The organism is Micromonospora sp. NPDC049089 (assembly GCF_040648775.1).
Taxonomy (GTDB): Bacteria; Actinomycetota; Actinomycetes; order Mycobacteriales; family Micromonosporaceae; genus Micromonospora.
On record NZ_JBEZEH010000005.1, the window covers coordinates 55,233 to 75,182 of the forward strand.

Annotated in this window: 16 protein-coding genes, 1 tRNA gene and 2 pseudogenes; 4 read left to right on the forward strand and 15 right to left on the reverse strand. The window is 71.8% G+C overall.

Going from position 1 to position 19,950, the window contains the following annotated elements; translation table 11 throughout:
- Positions 1-2: 2 nt before the first annotated feature.
- The gene (locus AB0B48_RS02190) at positions 3-2,084 is read right to left on the reverse strand and encodes a DUF1800 family protein (RefSeq protein ID WP_357194637.1); all 2,082 of its coding nucleotides are present in this window, start codon (positions 2,082-2,084) and stop codon (positions 3-5) included.
- A gap of 430 nt (positions 2,085-2,514) precedes the next feature.
- Between AB0B48_RS02190 and AB0B48_RS02195 the strand changes: the two genes are divergently transcribed.
- Complete coding sequence (locus AB0B48_RS02195) at positions 2,515-2,772, forward strand: DUF3040 domain-containing protein (protein ID WP_355008840.1); 258 nt, start codon at positions 2,515-2,517, stop codon at positions 2,770-2,772.
- Between the two features lie 46 nt (positions 2,773-2,818).
- Here AB0B48_RS02195 and AB0B48_RS02200 read toward each other — a convergent pair whose 3' ends face one another.
- Both AB0B48_RS02200 and AB0B48_RS02205 read right to left on the reverse strand, forming a co-directional pair.
- Positions 2,819-3,721 (reverse strand): SWIM zinc finger family protein, encoded by a 903-nt coding sequence (locus AB0B48_RS02200; protein WP_357194641.1) that lies wholly within the window; start codon positions 3,719-3,721, stop codon positions 2,819-2,821.
- On the reverse strand, positions 3,718-7,041 hold the full coding sequence (locus AB0B48_RS02205; RefSeq protein WP_357194643.1) for an SNF2-related protein: 3,324 nt from the start codon (positions 7,039-7,041) through the stop codon (positions 3,718-3,720). Before AB0B48_RS02205 ends, AB0B48_RS02200 begins: the two co-directional genes overlap by 4 nt.
- 189 nt (positions 7,042-7,230) lie before the next feature.
- Here AB0B48_RS02205 and AB0B48_RS02210 point away from each other — a divergent pair, with 189 nt between their 5' ends.
- Positions 7,231-8,103, forward strand: a complete 873-nt coding sequence (locus tag AB0B48_RS02210; RefSeq protein ID WP_357194647.1) for a PfkB family carbohydrate kinase — start codon at positions 7,231-7,233, stop codon at positions 8,101-8,103.
- 28 nt (positions 8,104-8,131) lie between these two features.
- On the opposite strand, the gene AB0B48_RS02215 is transcribed toward AB0B48_RS02210, so the two are convergent.
- A complete protein-coding gene (locus AB0B48_RS02215) occupies positions 8,132-8,650 on the reverse strand; it encodes a DinB family protein (protein WP_357194650.1) in 519 nt (172 codons plus the stop codon).
- Positions 8,651-8,732: 82 nt separating this feature from the next.
- Between AB0B48_RS02215 and AB0B48_RS02220 the strand changes: the two genes are divergently transcribed.
- Entirely contained in the window at positions 8,733-8,939 is a 207-nt protein-coding gene (locus tag AB0B48_RS02220; protein ID WP_355008835.1) for a hypothetical protein, read from the forward strand.
- 8 nt (positions 8,940-8,947) lie between these two features.
- Here the strand turns inward: AB0B48_RS02220 and AB0B48_RS02225 are convergent, their stop codons facing one another.
- The 11 genes and pseudogenes from AB0B48_RS02225 to AB0B48_RS02275 all read right to left on the reverse strand — a co-directional run bounded on the left by AB0B48_RS02225 (position 8,948) and on the right by AB0B48_RS02275 (position 16,994).
- Positions 8,948-10,090: a polysaccharide pyruvyl transferase family protein gene (locus AB0B48_RS02225; protein ID WP_357194653.1), complete on the reverse strand. Its 1,143-nt coding sequence runs from the start codon at positions 10,088-10,090 to the stop codon at positions 8,948-8,950.
- Between the two features lie 90 nt (positions 10,091-10,180).
- A complete protein-coding gene (locus tag AB0B48_RS02230) occupies positions 10,181-10,660 on the reverse strand; it encodes an N-acetyltransferase (RefSeq protein WP_357194656.1) in 480 nt (159 codons plus the stop codon).
- A gap of 140 nt (positions 10,661-10,800) precedes the next feature.
- Positions 10,801-11,421 (reverse strand): HAD-IA family hydrolase, encoded by a 621-nt coding sequence (locus AB0B48_RS02235; protein ID WP_357194659.1) that lies wholly within the window; start codon positions 11,419-11,421, stop codon positions 10,801-10,803.
- Positions 11,422-11,651: 230 nt separating this feature from the next.
- A tRNA-Val gene (locus AB0B48_RS02240) sits at positions 11,652-11,723 on the reverse strand.
- A 76-nt stretch (positions 11,724-11,799) separates the two neighbouring features.
- Positions 11,800-12,264: a peroxiredoxin gene (locus tag AB0B48_RS02245; RefSeq protein WP_357194662.1), complete on the reverse strand. Its 465-nt coding sequence runs from the start codon at positions 12,262-12,264 to the stop codon at positions 11,800-11,802.
- Between the two features lie 111 nt (positions 12,265-12,375).
- Complete coding sequence (locus AB0B48_RS02250) at positions 12,376-12,813, reverse strand: DUF3052 domain-containing protein (RefSeq protein ID WP_030330240.1); 438 nt, start codon at positions 12,811-12,813, stop codon at positions 12,376-12,378.
- Positions 12,814-12,925: 112 nt separating this feature from the next.
- Positions 12,926-14,896, reverse strand: a pseudogene (locus AB0B48_RS02255) (thiamine pyrophosphate-dependent enzyme); the annotation flags it as partial.
- A gap of 282 nt (positions 14,897-15,178) precedes the next feature.
- A pseudogene (locus AB0B48_RS02260) lies at positions 15,179-15,517 on the reverse strand (transketolase); the annotation flags it as partial.
- A 51-nt stretch (positions 15,518-15,568) separates the two neighbouring features.
- On the reverse strand, positions 15,569-15,973 hold the full coding sequence (locus tag AB0B48_RS02265; RefSeq protein ID WP_355008892.1) for a MarR family winged helix-turn-helix transcriptional regulator: 405 nt from the start codon (positions 15,971-15,973) through the stop codon (positions 15,569-15,571).
- Between the two features lie 254 nt (positions 15,974-16,227).
- Positions 16,228-16,632 (reverse strand): YjbQ family protein, encoded by a 405-nt coding sequence (locus AB0B48_RS02270; RefSeq protein ID WP_357194665.1) that lies wholly within the window; start codon positions 16,630-16,632, stop codon positions 16,228-16,230.
- 26 nt (positions 16,633-16,658) lie between these two features.
- Entirely contained in the window at positions 16,659-16,994 is a 336-nt protein-coding gene (locus AB0B48_RS02275) for a hypothetical protein (protein ID WP_357194668.1), read from the reverse strand.
- Positions 16,995-17,172: 178 nt separating this feature from the next.
- Here AB0B48_RS02275 and aceE point away from each other — a divergent pair, with 178 nt between their 5' ends.
- Entirely contained in the window at positions 17,173-19,947 is a 2,775-nt protein-coding gene (gene aceE / locus AB0B48_RS02280) for a pyruvate dehydrogenase (acetyl-transferring), homodimeric type (RefSeq protein ID WP_357194671.1), read from the forward strand.
- Positions 19,948-19,950: the final 3 nt, after the last annotated feature.

A 19,950-nucleotide genomic window follows, 5' to 3' on the forward strand; every position in this document is an offset into this window, starting at 1 on the left:
CCTCACCGGAGGTGGTGCTGGGGGGAAGCGAGGATCGCCCGCGCGACGGCGGTGATGGCCCCGTTGAACGTGGCGTCGACCTTGGTGGTCGCCGCCACACCGGCCACGCCGAGGATGAGGTTCTTCTCCCGCGTGCTCAACTTCTGGCCTACCAGCCGCTGGGAGAGCGCGTCCACGTACGCCCCGGCCGTCGCCGGTGGCTTGGCGACCAGCTTCTCCGGCGCCGTGTACGTGAAGGTGGTGCGGTAGCCGGCGAGGATCTCGCCCGCCTCGTTCCAGCCGTTGACCATCGTGCCGGCCGAGGTCCAGGCGACGTAGACGTCCGGGTAGCCGTCCGGGGTCGGGTGACCCATCGGGGACTGGCCCAGCTCGCGCATCTTGTCGTGGATCTGGCGCAGCCCCCGGGCGTACGCGGTGCGCTTGCTGTCGCCGTTGTTGTGCTTCGGCGACGCCTCCGGCGAGACGCCCAGGGTGCGGTACGTGGCGACCAGGTACTCCATCGGCCGGCGCACCTTCTGGCCCACCCCGGCCCAGAACTCCGAGGAGCAGAACAGCGTCATCAGGACCGGCTTGATCATGCCCTTGTTCGTGGTGTACGTCTTGGCCAGCCGGTCCACCAGGGACTTCGGCGGGGTGTCCGAGACGAACCGGGTGGCCAGGCTCTGCGCCACGTACTTCGCCGTCGACGGGTGCGTCGCGATGTAGGTGATGTACGCGTCGATCGCCGCTTCGGCCTTCTTCGGGTCGGCCGAGTTGTTCGCGTGGGTGAAACCGAGGATCTTCACCTTGCCGACGTAGTGCTGCTCGGGGCGGAAGACGTACTTGCCCTTGTCGTCCACACCGCGGCCGGTCTGCAACATGGCGGCCTGCCGGACGTCGGGCTCCTTGTAGCCGCCGTCGACGCCGACCGAGTAGAGCTCGAGGTTCTCCCGGGCGAGGTTCTCGTTGATCGCGTCCTTGCGGGAGTCCTTCTGGTTCAGGTAGATCAGCAGCGCCGGGTGCTTGTTCGCGGCGACCAGCATCTCCGGGTAGCTGCCCAGCGCGTGCTTGCGCACGACGTCCTGGTCGAACGAGTTGCGGTACACCTCACCGCCGTCGAAGTCGGCGGCGACGTGCAGGAAGTCGTTCCAGAAGTCGACCATCACCTCGAACAGCTGGCGCTTGGACCAGATCTGCCGGGCGATGGTGGCGTCGACCATCTCCCGCTCGGGGTGGGCGTCCTGCTCGTTGAGCTTGTCCCGCTGGTCGCGCAGCTGCTGCACGGAGAGCTTCTGGGTCGGCAGCTCGGCGAGCTTCAGCTCACCCTTGCTCGGTTCCAACTTCCCCGGGTCCAGCTGGGCGCGGATCCAGGCGTCCATGCCCTCGCGCTTGATGTCGGCGACCACCGCGGGCGTCACGCCGAAGGTGGCGCGCCGGGCCAGGTGCAGGATCGGGTCCTTGGCCAGCACCGTCTTCACTGTCACAGTGGTCGCCGCCGCGGCGGCGGCCGGGCCGGAGTAGGTCCGCCCGCCGGCCGGCGCGTTCTTCTTCAGCGCCTCACCGGCCCGGGAGCCCATGTAGCTTTCGTTCTGCTCGGTGTAGGTACGCACGGTGCTGGGCTGCTGGCCGCTGGGCCGCGCCGCGGTGCCGTCGGTCACCGTGCTGCCGGTCGCGTCGCCGGCCACCGCGTCGTCGCCGAAGAGGCCACGGATCTGCGGGGTCATGGCGAGCGCCGCGCCACCGGCGACGACGGCGGCGGTGCCGCCGAGGGCCACCATCGCCTTACGTCGGCCGACCTTGCGATCCGGCTCGTTGTCATCGTCGAGGGTGGGCAGTCCGGTGCCGGCCGGTCGCGCCGGGGCCGGGCGGCCAAGGCCCTCCGGGCCGACCCACTGCGGACCGCGCGGAGCGGGCGCGGGCTGCCCGGCGTACTGCTCACGCGGGTCGGCCTGCGCGGCGTAGCCGCCCTGGTAGGGGTGGGGCGAGTCGTAGCCGTAGGGCGCCGGCGGGTGGGGGTCGCCGTAGCCGTCAGCGCTGGGGTGCTGATGTCCGTCCCAACCGCGGTCGTCCCGCGGTCGACGTGGTGGCACATTCTGGTCGGCCATGTACCAATCCCGATTTCTGATGAGCGCCGGAAGCTGCTACCGGGCAGGTGCGGCAGGTGCGGCGACTGTTGCCTGAGGGGGTTGCTACGGCAAAGTAACCAAGGCCCCATGGCCCTTCAAGGTGGCCGGAACCCACTCGGGAGGGCACTTAAGACAGCGTTCAGTGCGACCTCGGCGGCGGGCGGAGGAACGGACCCGCCCGCAGAGCTTCCCAGCAGGGCGTACGCGCGCCAGCCGAGCACGGACCGGACCTCGCCGCCGTACGCGACAGTTTCGGCGTCGTTCACCACCAAAGGCAAACTTAAGGTTCAGGTAAGCCGGACGTGAAGCGTGCTCGCGTGGAGGAAAGTAGCAGCAGCGGGCGAGCGTGAGCCACCACCGCAGCGGGTATGCCGCCGAACCGCTGAACGCGTGAGGGGAAGGCAGCGCCATGCTCAGCAAAGAGGATCAGCGCAGATTCGACCAGATCACCCGTCAGCTCCGGGAAAGTGACCCGGCCTTCTTTAAGCGGCTGGACCACCGGGCCCGAGCCCGCAGAGGCCGCTACCTGATGTTGTTGACCATCGTGCTGTGGGCGTCGCTGCCGGCGATAGCCGTGTTCGCCGGTCGACTCACCGGCGCGATCTGCGCGGTGGTGCTGGTGGCCAACGCCGCCATCATGTGGCGGTTTCGCCGCCGCTGGACGTGACTGTTGAACCGCTCGACGGGACGGCTCAACCGGTGGACGTGACAGCTCATTTGTCGGCCGGGCCGAACGCCCGGTACGCGCGGCGCAGCCGTTCGAGCAGTCCCGGCCCACCGATGGCCGGGGCCGGTGCTCCGAGCTGTCGCAGCAGCAGGTCCGTGCCGGTCACCAGTCGGGGCGGCCGATCCGGCAGCGGCACCGGCGCTGACCAGAACCGGTCCGCCGCATCCGCCAGCGGCGTCGCCGACAGCCCGGCGAGCGCCCGGGCGGCACCGACCGGCGCCACGGCGTCCACACTCGACTCCGCACCGTCCGGTTCGGACGGTGGGTCGAGCGGTGGGGGCGGTGGGGTGGCACCGGTGGTCGCGACCCGGCGGGCCCGGAGTTCGTCGAGCAACTCCGCCCGGGACCGACCGCGCCAGTGCAGCAGTTCGAACGGGTCCGCGTCGAACGCCTCGGCCAGCAGGTAGAACGTCGCCGCGAGGTGCTTGCACGGCACCGCGAAGTCGGGGCAGTTGCAGCGCTGGGTCAGCTCGTCCACACCGGCTGGGAAAAGCGGTGCGCCGGCGGCGGAGAAGACCTCCTCCAACTCGTCGGGGAGGTCACCGGCGAGCAGCCGGGCGCTGAAGAACGCCTGCCCGGCCAACTCGTCCTCGATGCGGGACCAGAGCGCCGCCGGGAACGGCTTCAGCGCGATCGACACCTGGTACGGCTTCGGCCGGGAGCCCTGCACGACCGCGCTGACCCGCCCGGGTGCGATGTCGAGGGTGAGCACCTGACCGGCCCGCGCGTACGACCGGCCCCGGGTCAACCGGGTGCCGAGCGCGAACGACTCCAGCACCTCCAGGAAACGCCGCGACCACCAGGACCGGCCGATCGCGCCCCGGGCGCTGCGCGCCCGCAGGCCCCCGTCGACCCGACGAGGACGCCCGTAATCGGCGAACTCCGTCACTCCACCACCGCGCCGGCTTCCAGGGCGAACAGGTCCCGCAACTGGCCGGTGGACAACTCGGTGATCCACTGCTCGCCGGTGCCGACCACCCGTTCGGCGAGGCTGCGCTTGTCGGCGATCATCGCGGCCACCTTTTCCTCCACAGTGCCGGCGCACACGAACTTGCGCACCTGCACCCGCCGGTGCTGCCCGATCCGGAACGCCCGGTCGGTGGCCTGGTCCTCGACCGCCGGGTTCCACCACCGGTCCACGTGCACCACGTGGTTCGCGGCGGTCAGGGTCAGCCCGGTGCCGCCGGCCTTGAGGGAGAGGACGAACAGCGGCGGACCCTCCGCGGACTGAAAACGCTGCACCAGGGCGTCCCTCTCGGCCTTGCCGAGGCCACCGTGCAGGAACAGCACCTCCCGGCCGAACCGCGCCGACAGGTGACCGCGCAACATCGCACCGAACTCGGCGTACTGGGTGAACAGCAGCGCCTTCTCCCCCGCCGCCAGCACCTCCTCCAGGATCTCGGTGAGCCGAGCCAACTTGCCGGAGCGGCCCTCCAGCGCCGAACCGTCGCGCAGCAGTTGGGCGGGGTGGTTGCAGACCTGCTTGAGGCGGGTCATGGTGGCCAGCACCAGACCGCGTCGCTCGATGCCGTCGCTGGTCTCGATCCGGGCGAGCATGTCGTCGACCACCACCCGGTACAGCGCGGCCTGCTCCGCGGTCAGGTTGCACAGCACCTCCATCTCCAGCTTCTCCGGCAGGTCGGAGATGATGGACGAGTCGGTCTTGAGCCGGCGCAACACGAACGGGCCGGTGATCCGTCGCAGCCGCTCGGCGGCCTCGGCGTCGCCGTGTCGCTCGATCGGCTCGGCGAACCGTTTGCGGAACGTCGCGGCCGGCCCGAGCAGACCCGGGTTGGCGAACTGCATGATCGACCAGAGGTCGGCGAGGCGGTTCTCCACCGGCGTACCGGTCACCGCCACCCGCTGCCGGGCGGGCAGCGCGCGGACCGCCTCGGCCTGCCGGGTCGACGCGTTCTTGATCGCCTGCGCCTCGTCCACCACCACCCGGTGCCAGTCGATGCCGGCCAGATCGGCGGCGTCGCGGGCGGCCACCGAGTAGGTGGTGAGGACCAGGTCCGCGCCGTGCGCGGCCGCTGTGAACTCTGCCCCCCGCGCCCGCTCGGCACCATGGTGTACGTGCACCCGCAGCTCCGGGGTGAACCGGGCCGCCTCCCGCTGCCAGTTGCCGACAAGCGACATCGGACAGACCAACAGGGTTGGCCCGGCCTCCGGTGGGTCCCCGGCGAGCAGCGCGAGCAGTTGCACCGTCTTGCCCAGCCCCATGTCATCGGCGAGGACACCGCCCAGACCGAGTGAGCGCAGGAAGGCAAGCCACGCCAGCCCTCGCTGCTGGTACGGCCGCAGCGTCCCCCGGAAGCCCGGCGGCGGGTCCAGCGGGGTGAGCCGCCGCTCGACCGCGCCGGCGAGCAGGTCGCCCAGCGCACCGTCGGCGGTCACCTCCAGCACCGGCAGCTCGCCGGTGGCCTCGCCGTCGGCCAGCCCGAGGCGGAGCAGATCGGCGACGGTCAGCTCGCCCGCGGAGCGGAGCAGACGCAGCCCCGCCGCGAGCCGCCCCGGGTCCAGCTCCACCCACCGGCCGCGGAGCCGTACCAGCGGGGTCTTCGTCTCGGCCAGCGCCGCCAACTCCTCGGCGGAGAGCGGCTGGTCACCGAGCGCGATCTCCCAGCGGTAGTCGACCAGGGCGTCCAGACCGACACCGGCATCGGTACCACCCACAGTGCCCGGTGCGGTGCGGCTGCGCGCTCGCAACCGGGCGCCCAGTCGCGCCGACGGACGCTGCCACCAGGACGGCAGCAGCACCCCGAAACCGGCCGCGTGCAGCACCGGGGCACCCGCACTGAGGAACCGGTGCGCTCCCTCGACGTCGAGGTCCATCGCCTCCGGGGCGGCGGTACGCAGCGCGGCGTCCAGGTCCGGCCAGAGTCGACTGGCCCGGCCCAGCTCGGCGAGGAGCGTCTCCTGCGGGCTGGTCGTCCGGCCGACCAGGCCGCCAAGGGTCTGCGGCGCTCGCCAGATGTCCCCGGCGTCGACGTGCAGGCCGGGCTCGTCCGCGGCCTGCAACCCGAACTCCAACCGCCAGCGCCCGGCACCGATCGACCCGACCGAGACCGGCGCGCTGTCGGCAGGCACCGGCCCACCGTCGGCGGACACCGCCCGGGTGGCCAGGATCGGTTCGGTGACCTCGTCGGGGGCCGGTTCGACAAGCCGGAAACTGGCCCGCACCGGGCCACCGGCGGCGTCGCGCTGCCAGGCGTCCAGTTCGGCGGAGAGGGTGGCCAGCCCGGCCGGGTCGATGGTGAAGTCCCGCTGCGGGCCGGCGAGCGCGGCCAGCCAGGCCGGCGCCGGACCCCCTGGGCGCAGCCCCCGGGCCAGCGTGGTGGTCGCCAGGGCAGCCCGCGCGGCGGCGTCGGTCAGCGCGTCCAGCGCGTCCGCGACCAGGACGGCAGCGGTCAACTCGGAAGCGGGCGGCTCGGCAGCGGTCAACTCGGAAGCGGGCGGCTCGGCAGCGGTCAGCCCGGAGGCGGGCGGCTCGGCAGCGGTCAGCCCGGAGGCGGGCGGCTCGGCAGCGGTCAGCCCGGAGGCGGGCGGCTCGGCAGCGGTCAGCTTGGCAGCGGGCGGCAGGACGGTGGCTCGGGCGGCGGGTGGCAGGGCCAGCGCCAGCGAACGCGCCCAGGCGGCGTCGGTGCCGGTCAGCAGCGGACGCCACACCGCCTGCACGGGAACGTCGGACGCCACCGGCACGTCAGCGCCGGGCGTCAGGTCAGCCGTCGTCGTCCTACGCACACCGGGGAGGACGCGGCCACGGGTCACCAGGTCGGCGGCGAAGTCGGCCAGCTCGGCGAGGTGTCGCAGGGTGGCCCCGGCCACCGCCGGGATGTCGTTCAGGGCTTGCAGCAGCGACAGCGCGTCGTCCGGGGCGTACACCAGGGTGGGGACCCGCCACCCGGCGAGTGTGAGCCGACCGCGGGCCGCAGGTGCGACGGTGGTCCGGATCAGCTCGGGTGAGTCGGTCGGCGCGCCCGCCAGGGTGGGCAGGGTGAGCAGCGCGGTGTCCGGCCGGCTCGGCTCGGCGGCGTCGGCGAGGACGACGGCCAGGTCGGAGTGCCCGGCGGCGAAGGGATGCGGGCGTTCCCGGGCCGGCCGGCCCGAACGCGGAGCGGGGATCGGTGCGGCGCTGTCCTCGGCCCAGACGGCGAGGCCGCCGGTCGAACTGCCGCCGGGCAGCCACAGCCCGTGGATGACCAGCACCTGCTCCCCCTACTCGCCGCCCGCCCCCAGAATAGGGCGGCCCACCTGGCCGGCGATCCGCACCCATCGCCGCACTCGCGCGATCTTGCACTTTCTGTTGACGTTCTGCGAGCAATGCACCTTTTGTCACCACAGAAAGTGCAAGATCGCGGAGGCGCGGGAGGCGGGCAGCGGTCTAGCGTCGGTGTTGTGGTCGATCTTTTGGTTCTTGGCGGGCTCGGGGTGGACGTGCGGGTTCGGGTGCCCGCGCTGCCGCTCCCGGCTGCCGATTCCCACACCGTCGAGCCGATCGAGCTGCGGATCGGCAACACCGGCGCCGGGGTGGCGTTGGCCGCCCGGGCACTCGGCCTGCGCGTGCTGGTCGTCGACACCCTCGGTGCCGATCCGGCCGGTGAGCTGGTCCGGGCGGCGTTGACCCGGGCCGAGGTGCCGGCGCTGCTGGCCGAGCACCAGGGCGGCACCCGCCGGTCGGTGAACCTGGTGGACCCGGGCGGACGGCGCACGTCGTTGTACGACCCGCGCCCATGGCAGGGTGATCCACCGTTTCCCGCCACCGAGGTGGCCGCACTGGTCCGCGACGCCCGGCACGTCCACCTCTCGATCATGGATTGGGTGGTGCCGTTGCTGTCCGCCGTGCGGGCCGCCGTTCCGGCGGGCGTGGCGCTCTCCACCGACCTGCACGACTGGGACGGCGAGAACACCTACCACCAGCCGTTCGCGGAGGTCGCCGACCTGGTTCTGCTGAGCGGGGTGCGGTTGGGCGACCGGGCCGCGTCGCTCGCCGGCACGCTGGCGCCTCGGACGATGGTGGTGACCCGCGGCGCGGACGGCGCCGAGGTGTACCCGGGCGACGGCACGGCGGTACCCGTGCCGCCCTCCGTCTCGGGAAAACCGGTGGTGGACAGCAACGGGGCGGGGGACGCCTTCGCGGCCGGCCTGATCGCCGGCCGGTTGCGCGGCGAGCCACTGACGCATGCCGCCCGGTACGCGGCGCGGGTTGCCGCTGCGGCGTGCACGCATGACGGGATGGAGTATCCGCCGGGCCTGTTGCCCACCGGGTGACGGCCGACGGCGTGCGGCGACCCGGGGCTCAGAGCGCGCCGGCCTCGCCGTCGGTCAACTCGCGCAGGATGTCGGCGTGGCCCGCGTGCCGGGCCGTCTCCTCGATCATGTGCACCAGAATCCAGCGCAGCGACACCTCACCGAGTTGCGGGTGCGGCACCACGTGGTCGAGGTCGATGCTCGCGGCGACCGCCCGGGAGCGGGCGCAGGCCCGTTCGTACGCCTCGGTGAGACCGACGACGGTTTCCTGGTCGCTCAGCGTGAAGCTGGCGACCGCGTCCTCCTCGGAGGTCAGGTAGACGTCGCCGGGCTCGGGGGCCAACAGGGTCGGGAACCAGTTCCGCTCGACCAGGGTCAGGTGCTTGACCAGCCCGACGAGCGTGGTCGCCGAGGGCACCAGCCGACGTCGGGCGTCGGCATCGGAGAGACCGCGCAGTTTGCGCAGCAGCACGGCCCGGTGAAAGTCGAGGAACGAGGTCAGGACAGCGCGTTCGTCGCCGGTGCGGGCGAGCACCGGACCGAGCGTGGGATCGATCGTCTGCTCCATCCGCCGACCCTAGCCACGGGCCGGGCCCCCCGCTGCCCCGCTATCCGCTGCGGGCCGACGCTGGGCCGGGCAGGATGGGCGCATGGCTTCCTCCGTGCAGATCCTTCTCGTCGGCGGCTCGGCGGACGGGCAGACCATCACCGTCGAACTGGACAGCAACGGCCGTCCGCCGCTGACCCACCATCACCTCGGCTCCGGCGGGCTGGCCGACGCGCAGATCTACGAGTTGGAGACCGCCCGCGAGGAGGCCCGCGAGTGGCGCTACCGGTGGACCGGCCCGGCGGTGTGACAGCCAGCTCAGACCCGGGTGAGGGTCTGGCTGCGCAGGCTCTCCAGCACGCCGCGGGTGACCTCCGAGGTGCCCCGGGCCTGATCGCACACCTCCGCCACCCGTCGTGCGGTGGCCTCGGCGCGTTGCTCCCGCTCGTCCCAGAGCCGGTCGACCTCGGCCAGCAGCGGGCCCTCGACCTCCCGCTCCACGCCGCGTAGCGCCGGCACGCCGAGTCGTTGGGCCAGGTCGAAGACCTTGCCGGCGTACGGCAGGGGCAGAAACGGCGTACCGACCATCGCCGCGAAGATCAGGAAGTGCAGGCGCATGCCGACGGCCAGATCGAAGTGGCGCATCAACCCCAGCACCTGCTGCGGCGAGTAGGTGCCGTGCAGGATCCGACCTCGCTCGGCGGCGACCATGTGCGACAGCACCCCGTGGGAGTGCCGGATGTCGTCACGCTCCATCGGCACGAACAGCACGTACGCGTCGATCCGGTGCACCAGGAAGTCACCGATCTGGGCCAGCAGCCGGTGGTAGCCGTCCACGTCGAGGCGTTCGGCGGCCCGGCCCGGCTCCCGCACGCTTATCCCGACGAGGCGCTTGCCGACCGGCACACCCTCCTCGGCCAACAGGTGGGCCGGGAACTCCTCCGGTTGCAGGAGGAACGCCGGGTCCGCGGTGACCGTGATCGGGTTGAGCAGGCCGGCCTCCTCCAGCACCATCCGGGACTCCTGGTCCCGGACGGTCACCTGGGTGGCGCTGGAGAGCGTCTCCCGGACCATGCCGGTGTCCACCCCCTCGCTGAGCGGCCCGACCCCCACCGCGTACGTGATCAGCGGCAGGCCGCGTTCCTGGGCCACCCGGACCACCCGCAGGTAACGGCGGGCCTCCCGGTCGTACAGGATGCCGCCACCGCCCAGGATGAGCAGGTCGAGCTGCGCCAGAACCAGTGCCGAGTCGGTACGGCTTACGCCCTCCCACGGCACCGCCTCGACATCGGGGTGGGCAGCCCGGGTGTGCGCCGGGTTCCGTGAGAAGACGATGATCCGGGCGTTCGGTTCCTGCGTACGCAGATCGGTGAGCAGGCCGGTGAGGATCGCCTCGTCGCCGAGGTTTCGCCCACCGTACGAGCCGAGCACACCGATGGTCAGTCCGGCGCCGTGCGTCATCCGTCGCTCCTCCCCAGGTGCGGTCCGCGCCGGTTTCCCGCTGGGCAGGTGAACAGTCCTGCCGAAGGGACCCGTCCACGGGCCCCCGGCTCAGCTCCCCGGGGTGAGGCGTTTCGCCATCTGCTGCGAGGTGACCTCGAAGCCCAGACTGCGGTAGAGGCCGATCGCCACCGAGTTCGTACCGAAGACGTTCAGACCCAGTTCGGGCACACCGTGTTGGGTGAGTTCGGCCTCGATGAGCTGGATCATCCGCCGCGCGTACCCGCGTCCCCGGTGCTCCTCGTGCACCTCGATGTTGTGGATCCAGGCCTGGTCCGGGGCGGCGGCCGTCGGCAGGGTCACCCAGATCCAGCCGACCTCGGTGTCGCCGACCCTGCCCACCCGCAGCAGGGCCCCCTCGGTGGCCGCACCCGCCGGCAGCGACTCCCGGATCTGGCTGACCGACCGATCGAGGGCCGCCTCGGGGGTCATCCCCCGGTGCGCCACCAGATCGTCGGCGTACCCCTGCTCCAGTGATTCGAGCAGGCGGGCCAACTCCTGTGCCGTCATCGGCGTCAACGTCAACTCCACCGCGTCTCCCCTTCGTCGTCGCGAGCCGGTAGTGCAGCAGAACCGGCCCGGCCACGCCAACTGTTTCCCCGCCCGGGGTGGACGGGACGGCCGGGCGGCGGCGACGGACTGGTCCGCGGAGCGCTACCTGGCCGAGCTGGTCAGGGCGTCGACTCCAGTTGGTGCGCCAGTTGGGCCAGGTCGCGCAGACGCAGGTCGCCGTCGAGGCCCTTCAGCGCGGCGGTCATCGCCCCGGCAGCCCGACCGGCCCGCAGGCCGACCTCGGCGTCCTCGACGACCAGGCACCGCCCCACGGGTACGCCCAGCAGCGCCGCGCCCCGCAGGTAGCCCTCCGGGTCCGGCTTGCCGACGCTGACGTCCTCCACGGTGACGAGCACCGGCGCCTTGATGCCGGCGGCACCGAGCCGGGCCTCGGCGAGCCGCGCGTCGGCGCTGGTCACCACCGCCCAGGGCAACCCCAGCCGGGCCAGCGCGTTCAGTAGCTCGTGCGCCCCGGGGGTGGCCGTCACGTCGGACAGGTCGTCGTACTGCAATGCGAGCTGCCGTGCCGCGGCGGCGGCGACCGCGCTGTCGTCGAGCGTGGGCAGCAGCCGGCGGACGGTCCGGTCGGCTGGGCTGCCGTGCGCGATCGCCAGCGCCGTGGCCGGGTCGACGGCGTACTCGGCCGCCCACCGCTCCCAGGCCCGCTCCACGGCGGCGTCGGAGTCGACCAGCGTGCCGTCCATGTCGAACAGCACCGCGCCAATGCCTGCCAGTCCCACTACACACGCTCCCCGGATCGCTCGCCCCACCCTCCCCCACCTCGCAAAATCCGCGCAACTTCGGTGATCCTGCTGTCTCGTCGCCTGGTGAGGCAGCAGGATCCGTGAAGGTGCGCGGATCATGGCGGCCGCCGGGTCGCAAGCCGTCGAGGATGGCGGGAATCGGACCCTGGCGGTCGGAGCGAGACGTCCGATGGCCGAGCCCGCGCGGGCTGCGTCGTACTACAGGGTGGGCGCGGCAGGTTTCGAACCTGCGACCCCCCGCTTGTAAGGCGGGTGCTCTCCCACTGAGCTACGCGCCCGGATCGCCCGTGTGGCGGGCCGGTGGCTGGCAAGCTTACCTGCCCGCCACCGACCCGGGCGCGCGGCGTACCCCGGTCAGTTGGTCGCTTCGGCGATGGCCTTGCGCCAGCTCTGCTGGTCGCGGGCCTCGCCCGGGCCGTTCATCTCGGCGAAGCGGACCACTCCGGCCTTGTCGATGACGAAGGTGCCCCGGTTGGCGAAGCCGGCCACGTCGTTGAAGACCCCGTACGCCTGGGCGACGGCGCCGTGCGGCCAGAAGTCGGCGAGCATCGGGAACTGGTAGCCCTCACGGTCGGCCCAGATCTTGTGACTGTAGGCCGAGTCGACGCTGACGGTCAGCACCTGCACGTCGTCGTTCACGTACTCGCCGAGGTTGTCGCGCACCTCGCTCAACTCGCCCTGGCAGGTGCCGGTGAAGGCGAGCGGGTAGAACACCAGCAGCACGGTGCGCCTGCCCCGGAAGTCCGAGAGGCGGACCTCCTGGTTGTTCTGGTCCTTGAGCACGAAGTCGGGTGCTTCGGCACCAACCTGTAGGGGCATGCGAACTCTCCTCGCTGCTCGGCCACGCCGGCGACGGCGTCGGGGCGGGGGGACGGCACCAGCCTGCTACCCGACGGTGGGCGGACCGTCGGGCGAGCGGAGCGGCGCTGGCTACTTCTTGGCCTTGGCACCTCGACGCAGCACCAGACGCGCGCCGCTCCAGTCCCGGCCGGCGTTGACGGTCGAGGTCTGCTGAAGGCCGGCGGTGGGCGCGGACTCCGCGACCTCGCTCGGTTCGACGTGCCCCTCGCGCCCCGCCTTCGGGGTGAGCAGCCACACGACGCCGTTGTCGGCCAGCGGGCCGAGGGCATCGACGAGCAGCTCGAAAAGGTCACCGTCGCCGTCCCGGTACCAAACCAGCACCGCGTCGACCACCTCGTCGGTGTCCTCGTCGACCAGATCTCCACAGCGGTCGGTCAGGGCGTCTCGGAGATCCTGGTCGACGTCGTCGTCGTACCCCATCTCCATGACGACCATCCCCGGTTCGATCCCGAACCGGTCCGCCAGGCTGCGTACCCCGTCGGCGGCCTGACCAGCGGTCGCGCTCACTGTCGCGTGCCTCCTCATCTCGTCCCTGCTCGCGACGTCGGTGCGACGCCGTCAGGCAAAGTCCACACAGTTGTTGGGCTGCGCGCAAGTGGCGCACCGGGTGGAACGGAATTTACCGTGCCAGCAGCGTACGGGCACCGTCGGTAATGGCTTCCGCGGAGACCAGTACGTGACGTGCTGCCGGACCTAATGGTACAAACGAGTCAACTCCCGCCACTCGACGCGCGGCACCGACATATCCGGCGTCGACCAGCGCGGCGATCACGCCCTCGCCGACCCCGCCGGAGCGGCGCGTCTCGTCCACCACCAGCACCCGGCCGGTCGCCGAGGACTCCCGGATGATGTCGGACACCGGCAGCGGAGCCAGCCAGCGCAGATCCACCACGCGGGTGCCCACCCCCTCCTCGGCGAGGACGGCGGCGGCCCGCAGCGACATCCGCACCCCGTTACCGAAGGTGATGATGGTGAGGTCGTCCGCCGAGCCGACCGGATAGACCCGGGCCCGCCCGATCGGCACGTGCCCGGCCACCCACCCGCCCGGCTCCGGATAGCCGGCCAGCCACTCGCCGTCACCCTCCGCGTACAGGTCGCGGGTGTGGTAGAGCGCGATCGGTTCCAGGAACACGCAGACGCTGCCGTCCACCGCCGCGCTCGCCAGACAGGTCCGCAGCATGGGCGCGGCATCGTCCGGCCGCGCCGGCACCGCGACCACCAGACCGGGCACATCCCGGAGTACGGCCACCGAGTTGTCGTTGTGGAAGTGCCCGCCGAACCCCTCCTGGTACGCCAGGCCCGCCACCCGCACCACCATGGGGTTGCGGAACGCCCCCTGCGAGAAGAACCGCATGGTGGCCGCCTCACCGCGCAACTGGTCCTCGGCGTTGTGCAGGTACGCCAGGTACTGGATCTCCGGCACCGGCAGCATCCCGGCCAGCCCGGCACCGAGGCCCAGCCCGAGCACCGACGTCTCGTCGAGCAGGGTGTCGAAGACCCGGGCCGCCCCGAACCGGTCGCGCAGCCCCTTCGTCACCCCGTACACGCCGCCCTTGGCGGCCACGTCCTCACCGAAGAGCGCCATCTGCGGGTGGTCGAGCATCCCGTCGGCGAGCGCGGCGTTGATGCTCTGCGCCAGGGTCATCGGCCCGGCCAGCTCCGGCGGCTTGCCGCCGAACGCCTCCGCCCGGGCGCCCGCTCCCGGCCCACTGGCCCGCGCCGCGGCGTCGGCCACCGCCCGCGCCACCCGCACCGGACGACGTGGGGCCAGCGCCGACACCACGTCGGCCGCGGAGGCCAGCTTCGGCTCGCCCAGCACCTCCTCGGCCAGCCGGCGTACCTGCCAGCCGGTCTCGTCGTACCGGGCCAGCAGCTCCTCGCCGGTCGCCACGCCCGCCTCGACGAGCAGCCGCGCGGTGGCGGCCACCGGGTCCCGCTCCAGGTCCCCGGCCAGCTCGGCCGGACCCCGGTACGCCGACTCCGCGTCCGCCCCGGCGTGCCCCATCAGCCGAACGGTGCGCAGGTGCAGCACTGCCGGCCGCCGGTTGCGGCGTACCCAGGCCGCGGCCTCCGCCGCCACCTCGTACGTCCGCACCGGGTCGGCTCCGTCCGCGCTGAAGTAGCGGATGCCCGGCTTGGCCCGCAGGGTCGCCTCGACCCAGCCCTCCGGCGAGCGGACGCTGATGCCCAGCCCGTTGTCCTCGCAGACAAAGAGCACCGGAATCCGCAGCCCCGCGTGGTCGTACCACCCGGCGGTGTTGAAGGCGGCGGTGGCGCTCGCGTGGTTGACCGAGGCGTCGCCGAAGGAGCAGACCACTATGGCGTCGGGTGGCCAGGGGGCGTGCGTGGCGCCCGCGCCGCTGCCGACCCGCATTCCGGCCCCGGTACGCCGTCCGGCGCTGTCCAACCGGCGCAGCCGCTCCACTGCCAGTCCCATTCCGACTGCGCGGGGCAGGTGCGAGGCGATGGTAGAGGTGGTCGGCACGACGGCCAGGTCGGCCCGGCCGAACACCTTGTGCCGTCCCCCGGCGATCGGTTCAAGGCTGGACGCGACCATCCCGCGCAGCACGTCCCGGGCCGCGTCGGCGTACGCCGCGAACCCGTTGGCGGCCGGGGCCTGTTCGATCCCGGACGGCTCCGATTCGGACAGCCGTGGATCGGTGCCGGGGTCGGGGTCACGGGTCGGTGCGCCGTCGACGGTCGACTGAGTGCCGGTTGACGGTTCGGAGTCGACGGTTCCCGCCGGGGCGAACCGCTCGGAGTCGACAGTTCGCGCCCGGCCGCCGGCTGGCGCTTGGTCAGCGGCGGCCCGGGTAGCGTCCGCGGCGGCCTCCGCGGAGTCCACGGGAGCCAGGGCTGGGTCGGCGGCGGCCTGGGCGGCGCGCAGGCAGTAGAAGGCACCCGAGCGGTAGTGCAGCAACGCCGGATCGGTGGGACGAAGCGCGGCGGCGACCGCGGCGTTGCCCTCGTGCCCGGCGGAGCCGATCGTGTAGAAACCCTCCCCGAAGCTGCGCAACCAGCGGCCGGCCAGGTCGAGCTGCCGGCTGGTCACCTGCGCGTCGAACAGGTCCAGCACCTGCCCGCCGGTCAGCGGGGCGTCGTCGGTGACCGGGTCGGCGGGGTCACGCCGTCGCTCGGCGGCAGGCAGCGCCGCCAGCGTCTCCCGGAACCGGTCGTCGAGATCTTGCGGGGTGGTCACGTCGGACAGCATTACCGACGGAGGCTCCGCTCGCCCAGTGGGACACGGCCGGAAGGGTCGCGCTCACTCCGACCCGCAGGGCTCCGGAAAGCCGCCGTCGGACACCTTCCAGACCAGGTCACGAAGGGTACGCAGCTCCTCGTCGCCCAGCCCGGACAGGAGTCGGGAGTCGGACATCACCTCGATCACCCGGGCCCGTACGACGCGGCCCTCCTCGGTGACCAGCAGCGTCTTCTGCCGCCGATCCGCCGGGTCGGTGCGACGCTCGACCAGCCCGGCCTGCTCCAGCTTGTCGACCAGCACCGTCACGTTCGACCGGTCACAACCCAGCTGACCGGCGAGATCGCGGGCCGGCAGCGGATGATCAGGGTCCAGCTCCCGCAACGCCCGGGCCGCCGCCGGTGTGAGCCCGACCTCGGCGAACGCGCTGCCCTGCCGGTGTCGTACCGCGTCGCTGACGTGGGCCATCCGCCGCAGCACGTCGGCGGCGAGACCTGCCCGATCCGCCGGCCCGCCCACCACGGAACCCACCTGCCCCGTCACGACCACATCGTACGCACCAGCCCGCCCAACCCAGCTCAGCCTGATCACCCCCGCGCGCGCCCCCTCCGCGCCGATCTTGCGGTTTCGGTTGTCCGGATGAGTGGAATGCCCCTTGTGTCGGGACAGCAAGTGCAAGATCGCCGAGATGGGGGCTGGGCGTGAGGCGCGGAGGGGCTGGGTCAGGCGGGGAGGAAGGAGAAGCGGACCTGGCGGGTCGGGTTGTCGCCGTTGGTGTCGACGAGGCAGATCGACTGCCAGGTGCCGAGCGCCAGTCGACCGCCGAGCACCGGCAGCGTGGCGTACGGCGGGATGAACGCCGGCAGCACGTGGTCGCGGCCGTGGCCGGGCGAGCCGTGTCGGTGCCGCCAGCGGTCCTCGGTGGGGAGCAGGTCGTCCACGGCGCTGAGCAGGTCGTCGTCGGACCCCGCCCCGGTCTCGATGATCGCCACGCCGGCGGTGGCGTGCGGCACGAAGACGTGCAGCAGGCCGTCGCCCTCGCCCGAGACGAACTGCTGGGCCTCCGCGGTGATGTCCCGGACGGTCGGCCGGGACCCGGTCTGGACGGTGATCACGTCGCTGCGCATACGTCGCATTCTGCCGCAGGGTGAGGTCAGGAGCTGCCGCCACCGCCGCCGGAGTCGCCGCCACCGGACCACCCACCGCCCGAGTCACTGCCGGACCAGCCGCCGCCGGAGTCACCACTGGACCAGCCCCAGCCGGACCAGCCTCCCCCGGAGTCGCCGCTGCCGCTGGCCTGGCCGCTCCGACGGGCCGCTCGGCTCGCGTCGCGCAGCAGGCCCGCGCCGAGCACGGCCACCAGGGCGCCGAGGGCCACCAGTCCGACCATCGGCAGGCTGCCGGAGGCGAGGGCGACCGCGCCGATGACCAGGCCGACCACCCCGACAACGATCATGCTTGCGGCAACCGCGACACGGCGTCCGTTCATGGCGGCAACGGTAGGACTGGCGGTCAAACCGCTCAGGTTCCACCGCGTCGTCGCGCTAAGTTACCGGCGGGTACCTGTGTTCAGCATCGCGTCGGGGGGACCTAGACGTGACGAGGGGTGCCACCAGGGGGCAGGATGGCGCTAGAGACCTATCCCACACACAACCGAGGGAACGCCTGTGGCTACGGAACGCAAGCGCCCGGTGATCAGCGACGGCCTACCGAGCCAGCTTCCGGACATCGACCCTGAAGAGACAAGCGAATGGGTCGAGTCGCTTGACGGTGTCATCGACGAACGCGGCGCCAAACGCGCTCGCTACGTCATGCTGCGCCTGCTGGAGCGGGCCCGTGAGCGCCAGGTCGGGGTTCCGCCCCTGACCACCACCGACTACATCAACACCATCCCGTCGGAGCGCGAGCCCTGGTTCCCGGGTGACGAGCACGTCGAGCGGAGGATCCGGGCGTACGTCCGGTGGAACGCCGCCATGCTGGTGCACCGGGCTCAGCGCCCGGAGATCGGCGTCGGCGGGCACATCTCCACCTTCGCCAGCTCGGCGTCGCTCTACGAGGTGGGCTTCAACCACTTCTTCCGGGGCAAGAACCACCCGGGCGGTGGCGACCAGATCTTCTACCAGGGCCACGCGTCCCCCGGCATGTACGCGCGGGCGTTCCTGGAGGGGCGACTCAGCGAGCACCAGCTCGACGGGTTCCGCCAGGAGCTGTCGCACCCCGGTGGTGGGCTGCCCTCGTACCCGCACCCTCGGCTGATGCAGGACTTCTGGGAGTTCCCCACCGTCTCGATGGGCCTCGGCGGTCTGAACGCGATCTACCAGGCCCGGTTCAACCGGTACCTGCAGCACCGCGGCATCAAGGACACCTCCCAGCAGCATGTCTGGGCGTTCCTCGGCGACGGCGAGATGGACGAGCCGGAGACGCTCGGCGCCATCGGCGTCGCCGCCCGCGAGGAGCTGGACAACCTCACCTTCGTGATCAACTGCAACCTCCAGCGGCTGGACGGCCCGGTCCGGGGCAACGGCAAGGTCATGCAGGAGCTGGAGGCGTTCTTCCGGGGTGCCGGCTGGAACGTGATCAAGGTCGTCTGGGGTCGTGAGTGGGACCCGCTGCTCGCCGCGGACACCGACGGCGCGTTGGTCAACCTGATGAACACCACGACCGACGGCGACTACCAGACCTACAAGGCGGAGTCCGGCGCGTACGTGCGGGAGCACTTCTTCGGCCGTGACGCACGAACCCGCAAGATGGTCGAGCCGCTCAGCGACGACGAGATCTGGAACCTCAAGCGGGGTGGGCACGACTACCGCAAGCTCTACGCGGCCTACAAGGCGGCCACCGAGCACACCGGTCAGCCCACCGTCATCCTGGCGAAGACGATCAAGGGCTGGACCCTCGGCTCGCACTTCGAGGGCCGCAACGCGACCCACCAGATGAAGAAGCTGACGCTGGAGGATTTGAAGACCTTCCGCGACCGGCTCTACCTGGACATCCCGGACTCGGCGCTGGAGGACAACCCCTACCTGCCGCCGTACTTCCACCCGGGCGAGAAGTCCGAGGAGCTGGCGTACCTCAAGGAGCGGCGCGAGCAGCTCGGCGGGTACCTGCCGTCCCGGCGGACCAGCACGAAGCGGCTGGCCATCCCGGGCCCGGAGCGGTTCGCCGACATCAAGCGCGGCTCGGGCAAGCAGAAGGTGGCCACCACGCAGGCCTTCGTCCGTCTGCTCAAGGACGTGATGAAGGACAAGGAGTTCGGCAAGCGTTGGGTGCCGATCATCCCGGACGAGGCCCGCACCTTCGGTCTCGACTCGATCTTCCCGACCGCGAAGATCTACTCGCCGCACGGCCAGCGCTACACCTCGGTCGACCGCGAGCTGTTCCTGTCGTACAAGGAGTCGACCTCCGGGCAGATCCTGCACGAGGGGATCAACGAGGCCGGTTCGGTGGCCTCGTTCACCGCGGCCGGCTCGGCGTACGCCACGCACGACGAGCCGATGATCCCGATGTACATCTTCTACTCGATGTTCGGGTTCCAGCGGACCGCCGACGGGCTGTGGGCAGCGGCCGACCAGATGGCCCGGGGCTTCCTCCTCGGCGCCACAGCGGGTCGGACCACGCTCAACGGTGAGGGCCTTCAGCACGAGGACGGGCACTCACTGCTGATCGCCGCCACCAACCCGGCAGTGGTCGCGTACGACCCGGCGTTCGCGTACGAGATCGCGCACATCCTGGAGCAGGGTCTGCACCGGATGTACGGGGACGCGCAGGAGAACGTCTTCTACTACCTGACGGTCTACAACGAGCCGACGCTGCAGCCGGCCGAGCCGGCCGACGTGGACGTGGAGGGCCTGCTCAAGGGCATCTACCGCTACTCGCCGGCACCGCAGGTCGACGGCCCGAAGGCCAACCTGCTCGCCTCGGGCACCGGGATGCAGTGGGCGCTCAAGGCCCAGCAGCTGCTCGCCCAGGACTGGGGGGTGGGTGCCGACGTCTGGTCGGTGACCTCCTGGACCGAGCTGCGCCGCGACGCGGTGGAGACCGAGGAGTACAACCTCCTCAACCCGGGCGCCGAGGCGAAGGTTCCGTACATCCAGCAGAAGCTGGCCGAGGCGGACGGGCCGAAGGTCGCGGTCAGCGACTTCATGCGTGCGGTACCGGATCTCATCGCCCGCTGGGTACCCGGCGACTACACGTCGCTCGGCACCGACGGGTTCGGCATGTCGGACACCCGGCACGCGCTGCGCCGGCACTTCCACGTCGACGCGGAGTCGATCGTGGTGGCCACGCTGCGGCAGCTCGCCCGCAGCGGCGCGGTGGCGATCACGGTGCCGGCCGAGGCCGCCAAGAAGTACGCGATCGACGCGGGCGGAGGCGTACCGGGACGAACTCAGCCCGGCGCAGCTCGCCGCGATCGAGCGGGTGCTGGAGAAGTCCCTAGCTGAGTG

Coding starts and splice junctions, on each gene's coding strand:
- AB0B48_RS02190 (WP_357194637.1), bottom strand. CDS start 2,084: ATGGCCGACCAGAATGTGCCACCACGTCGACCGCGGGACGACCGCGGT.
- AB0B48_RS02195 (WP_355008840.1), top strand. CDS start 2,515: ATGCTCAGCAAAGAGGATCAGCGCAGATTCGACCAGATCACCCGTCAG.
- AB0B48_RS02215 (WP_357194650.1), bottom strand. CDS start 8,650: ATGGAGCAGACGATCGATCCCACGCTCGGTCCGGTGCTCGCCCGCACC.
- AB0B48_RS02220 (WP_355008835.1), top strand. CDS start 8,733: ATGGCTTCCTCCGTGCAGATCCTTCTCGTCGGCGGCTCGGCGGACGGG.
- AB0B48_RS02225 (WP_357194653.1), bottom strand. CDS start 10,090: ATGACGCACGGCGCCGGACTGACCATCGGTGTGCTCGGCTCGTACGGT.
- AB0B48_RS02245 (WP_357194662.1), bottom strand. CDS start 12,264: ATGCCCCTACAGGTTGGTGCCGAAGCACCCGACTTCGTGCTCAAGGAC.
- AB0B48_RS02265 (WP_355008892.1), bottom strand. CDS start 15,973: ATGGCCCACGTCAGCGACGCGGTACGACACCGGCAGGGCAGCGCGTTC.
- AB0B48_RS02270 (WP_357194665.1), bottom strand. CDS start 16,632: ATGCGCAGCGACGTGATCACCGTCCAGACCGGGTCCCGGCCGACCGTC.
- AB0B48_RS02275 (WP_357194668.1), bottom strand. CDS start 16,994: ATGAACGGACGCCGTGTCGCGGTTGCCGCAAGCATGATCGTTGTCGGG.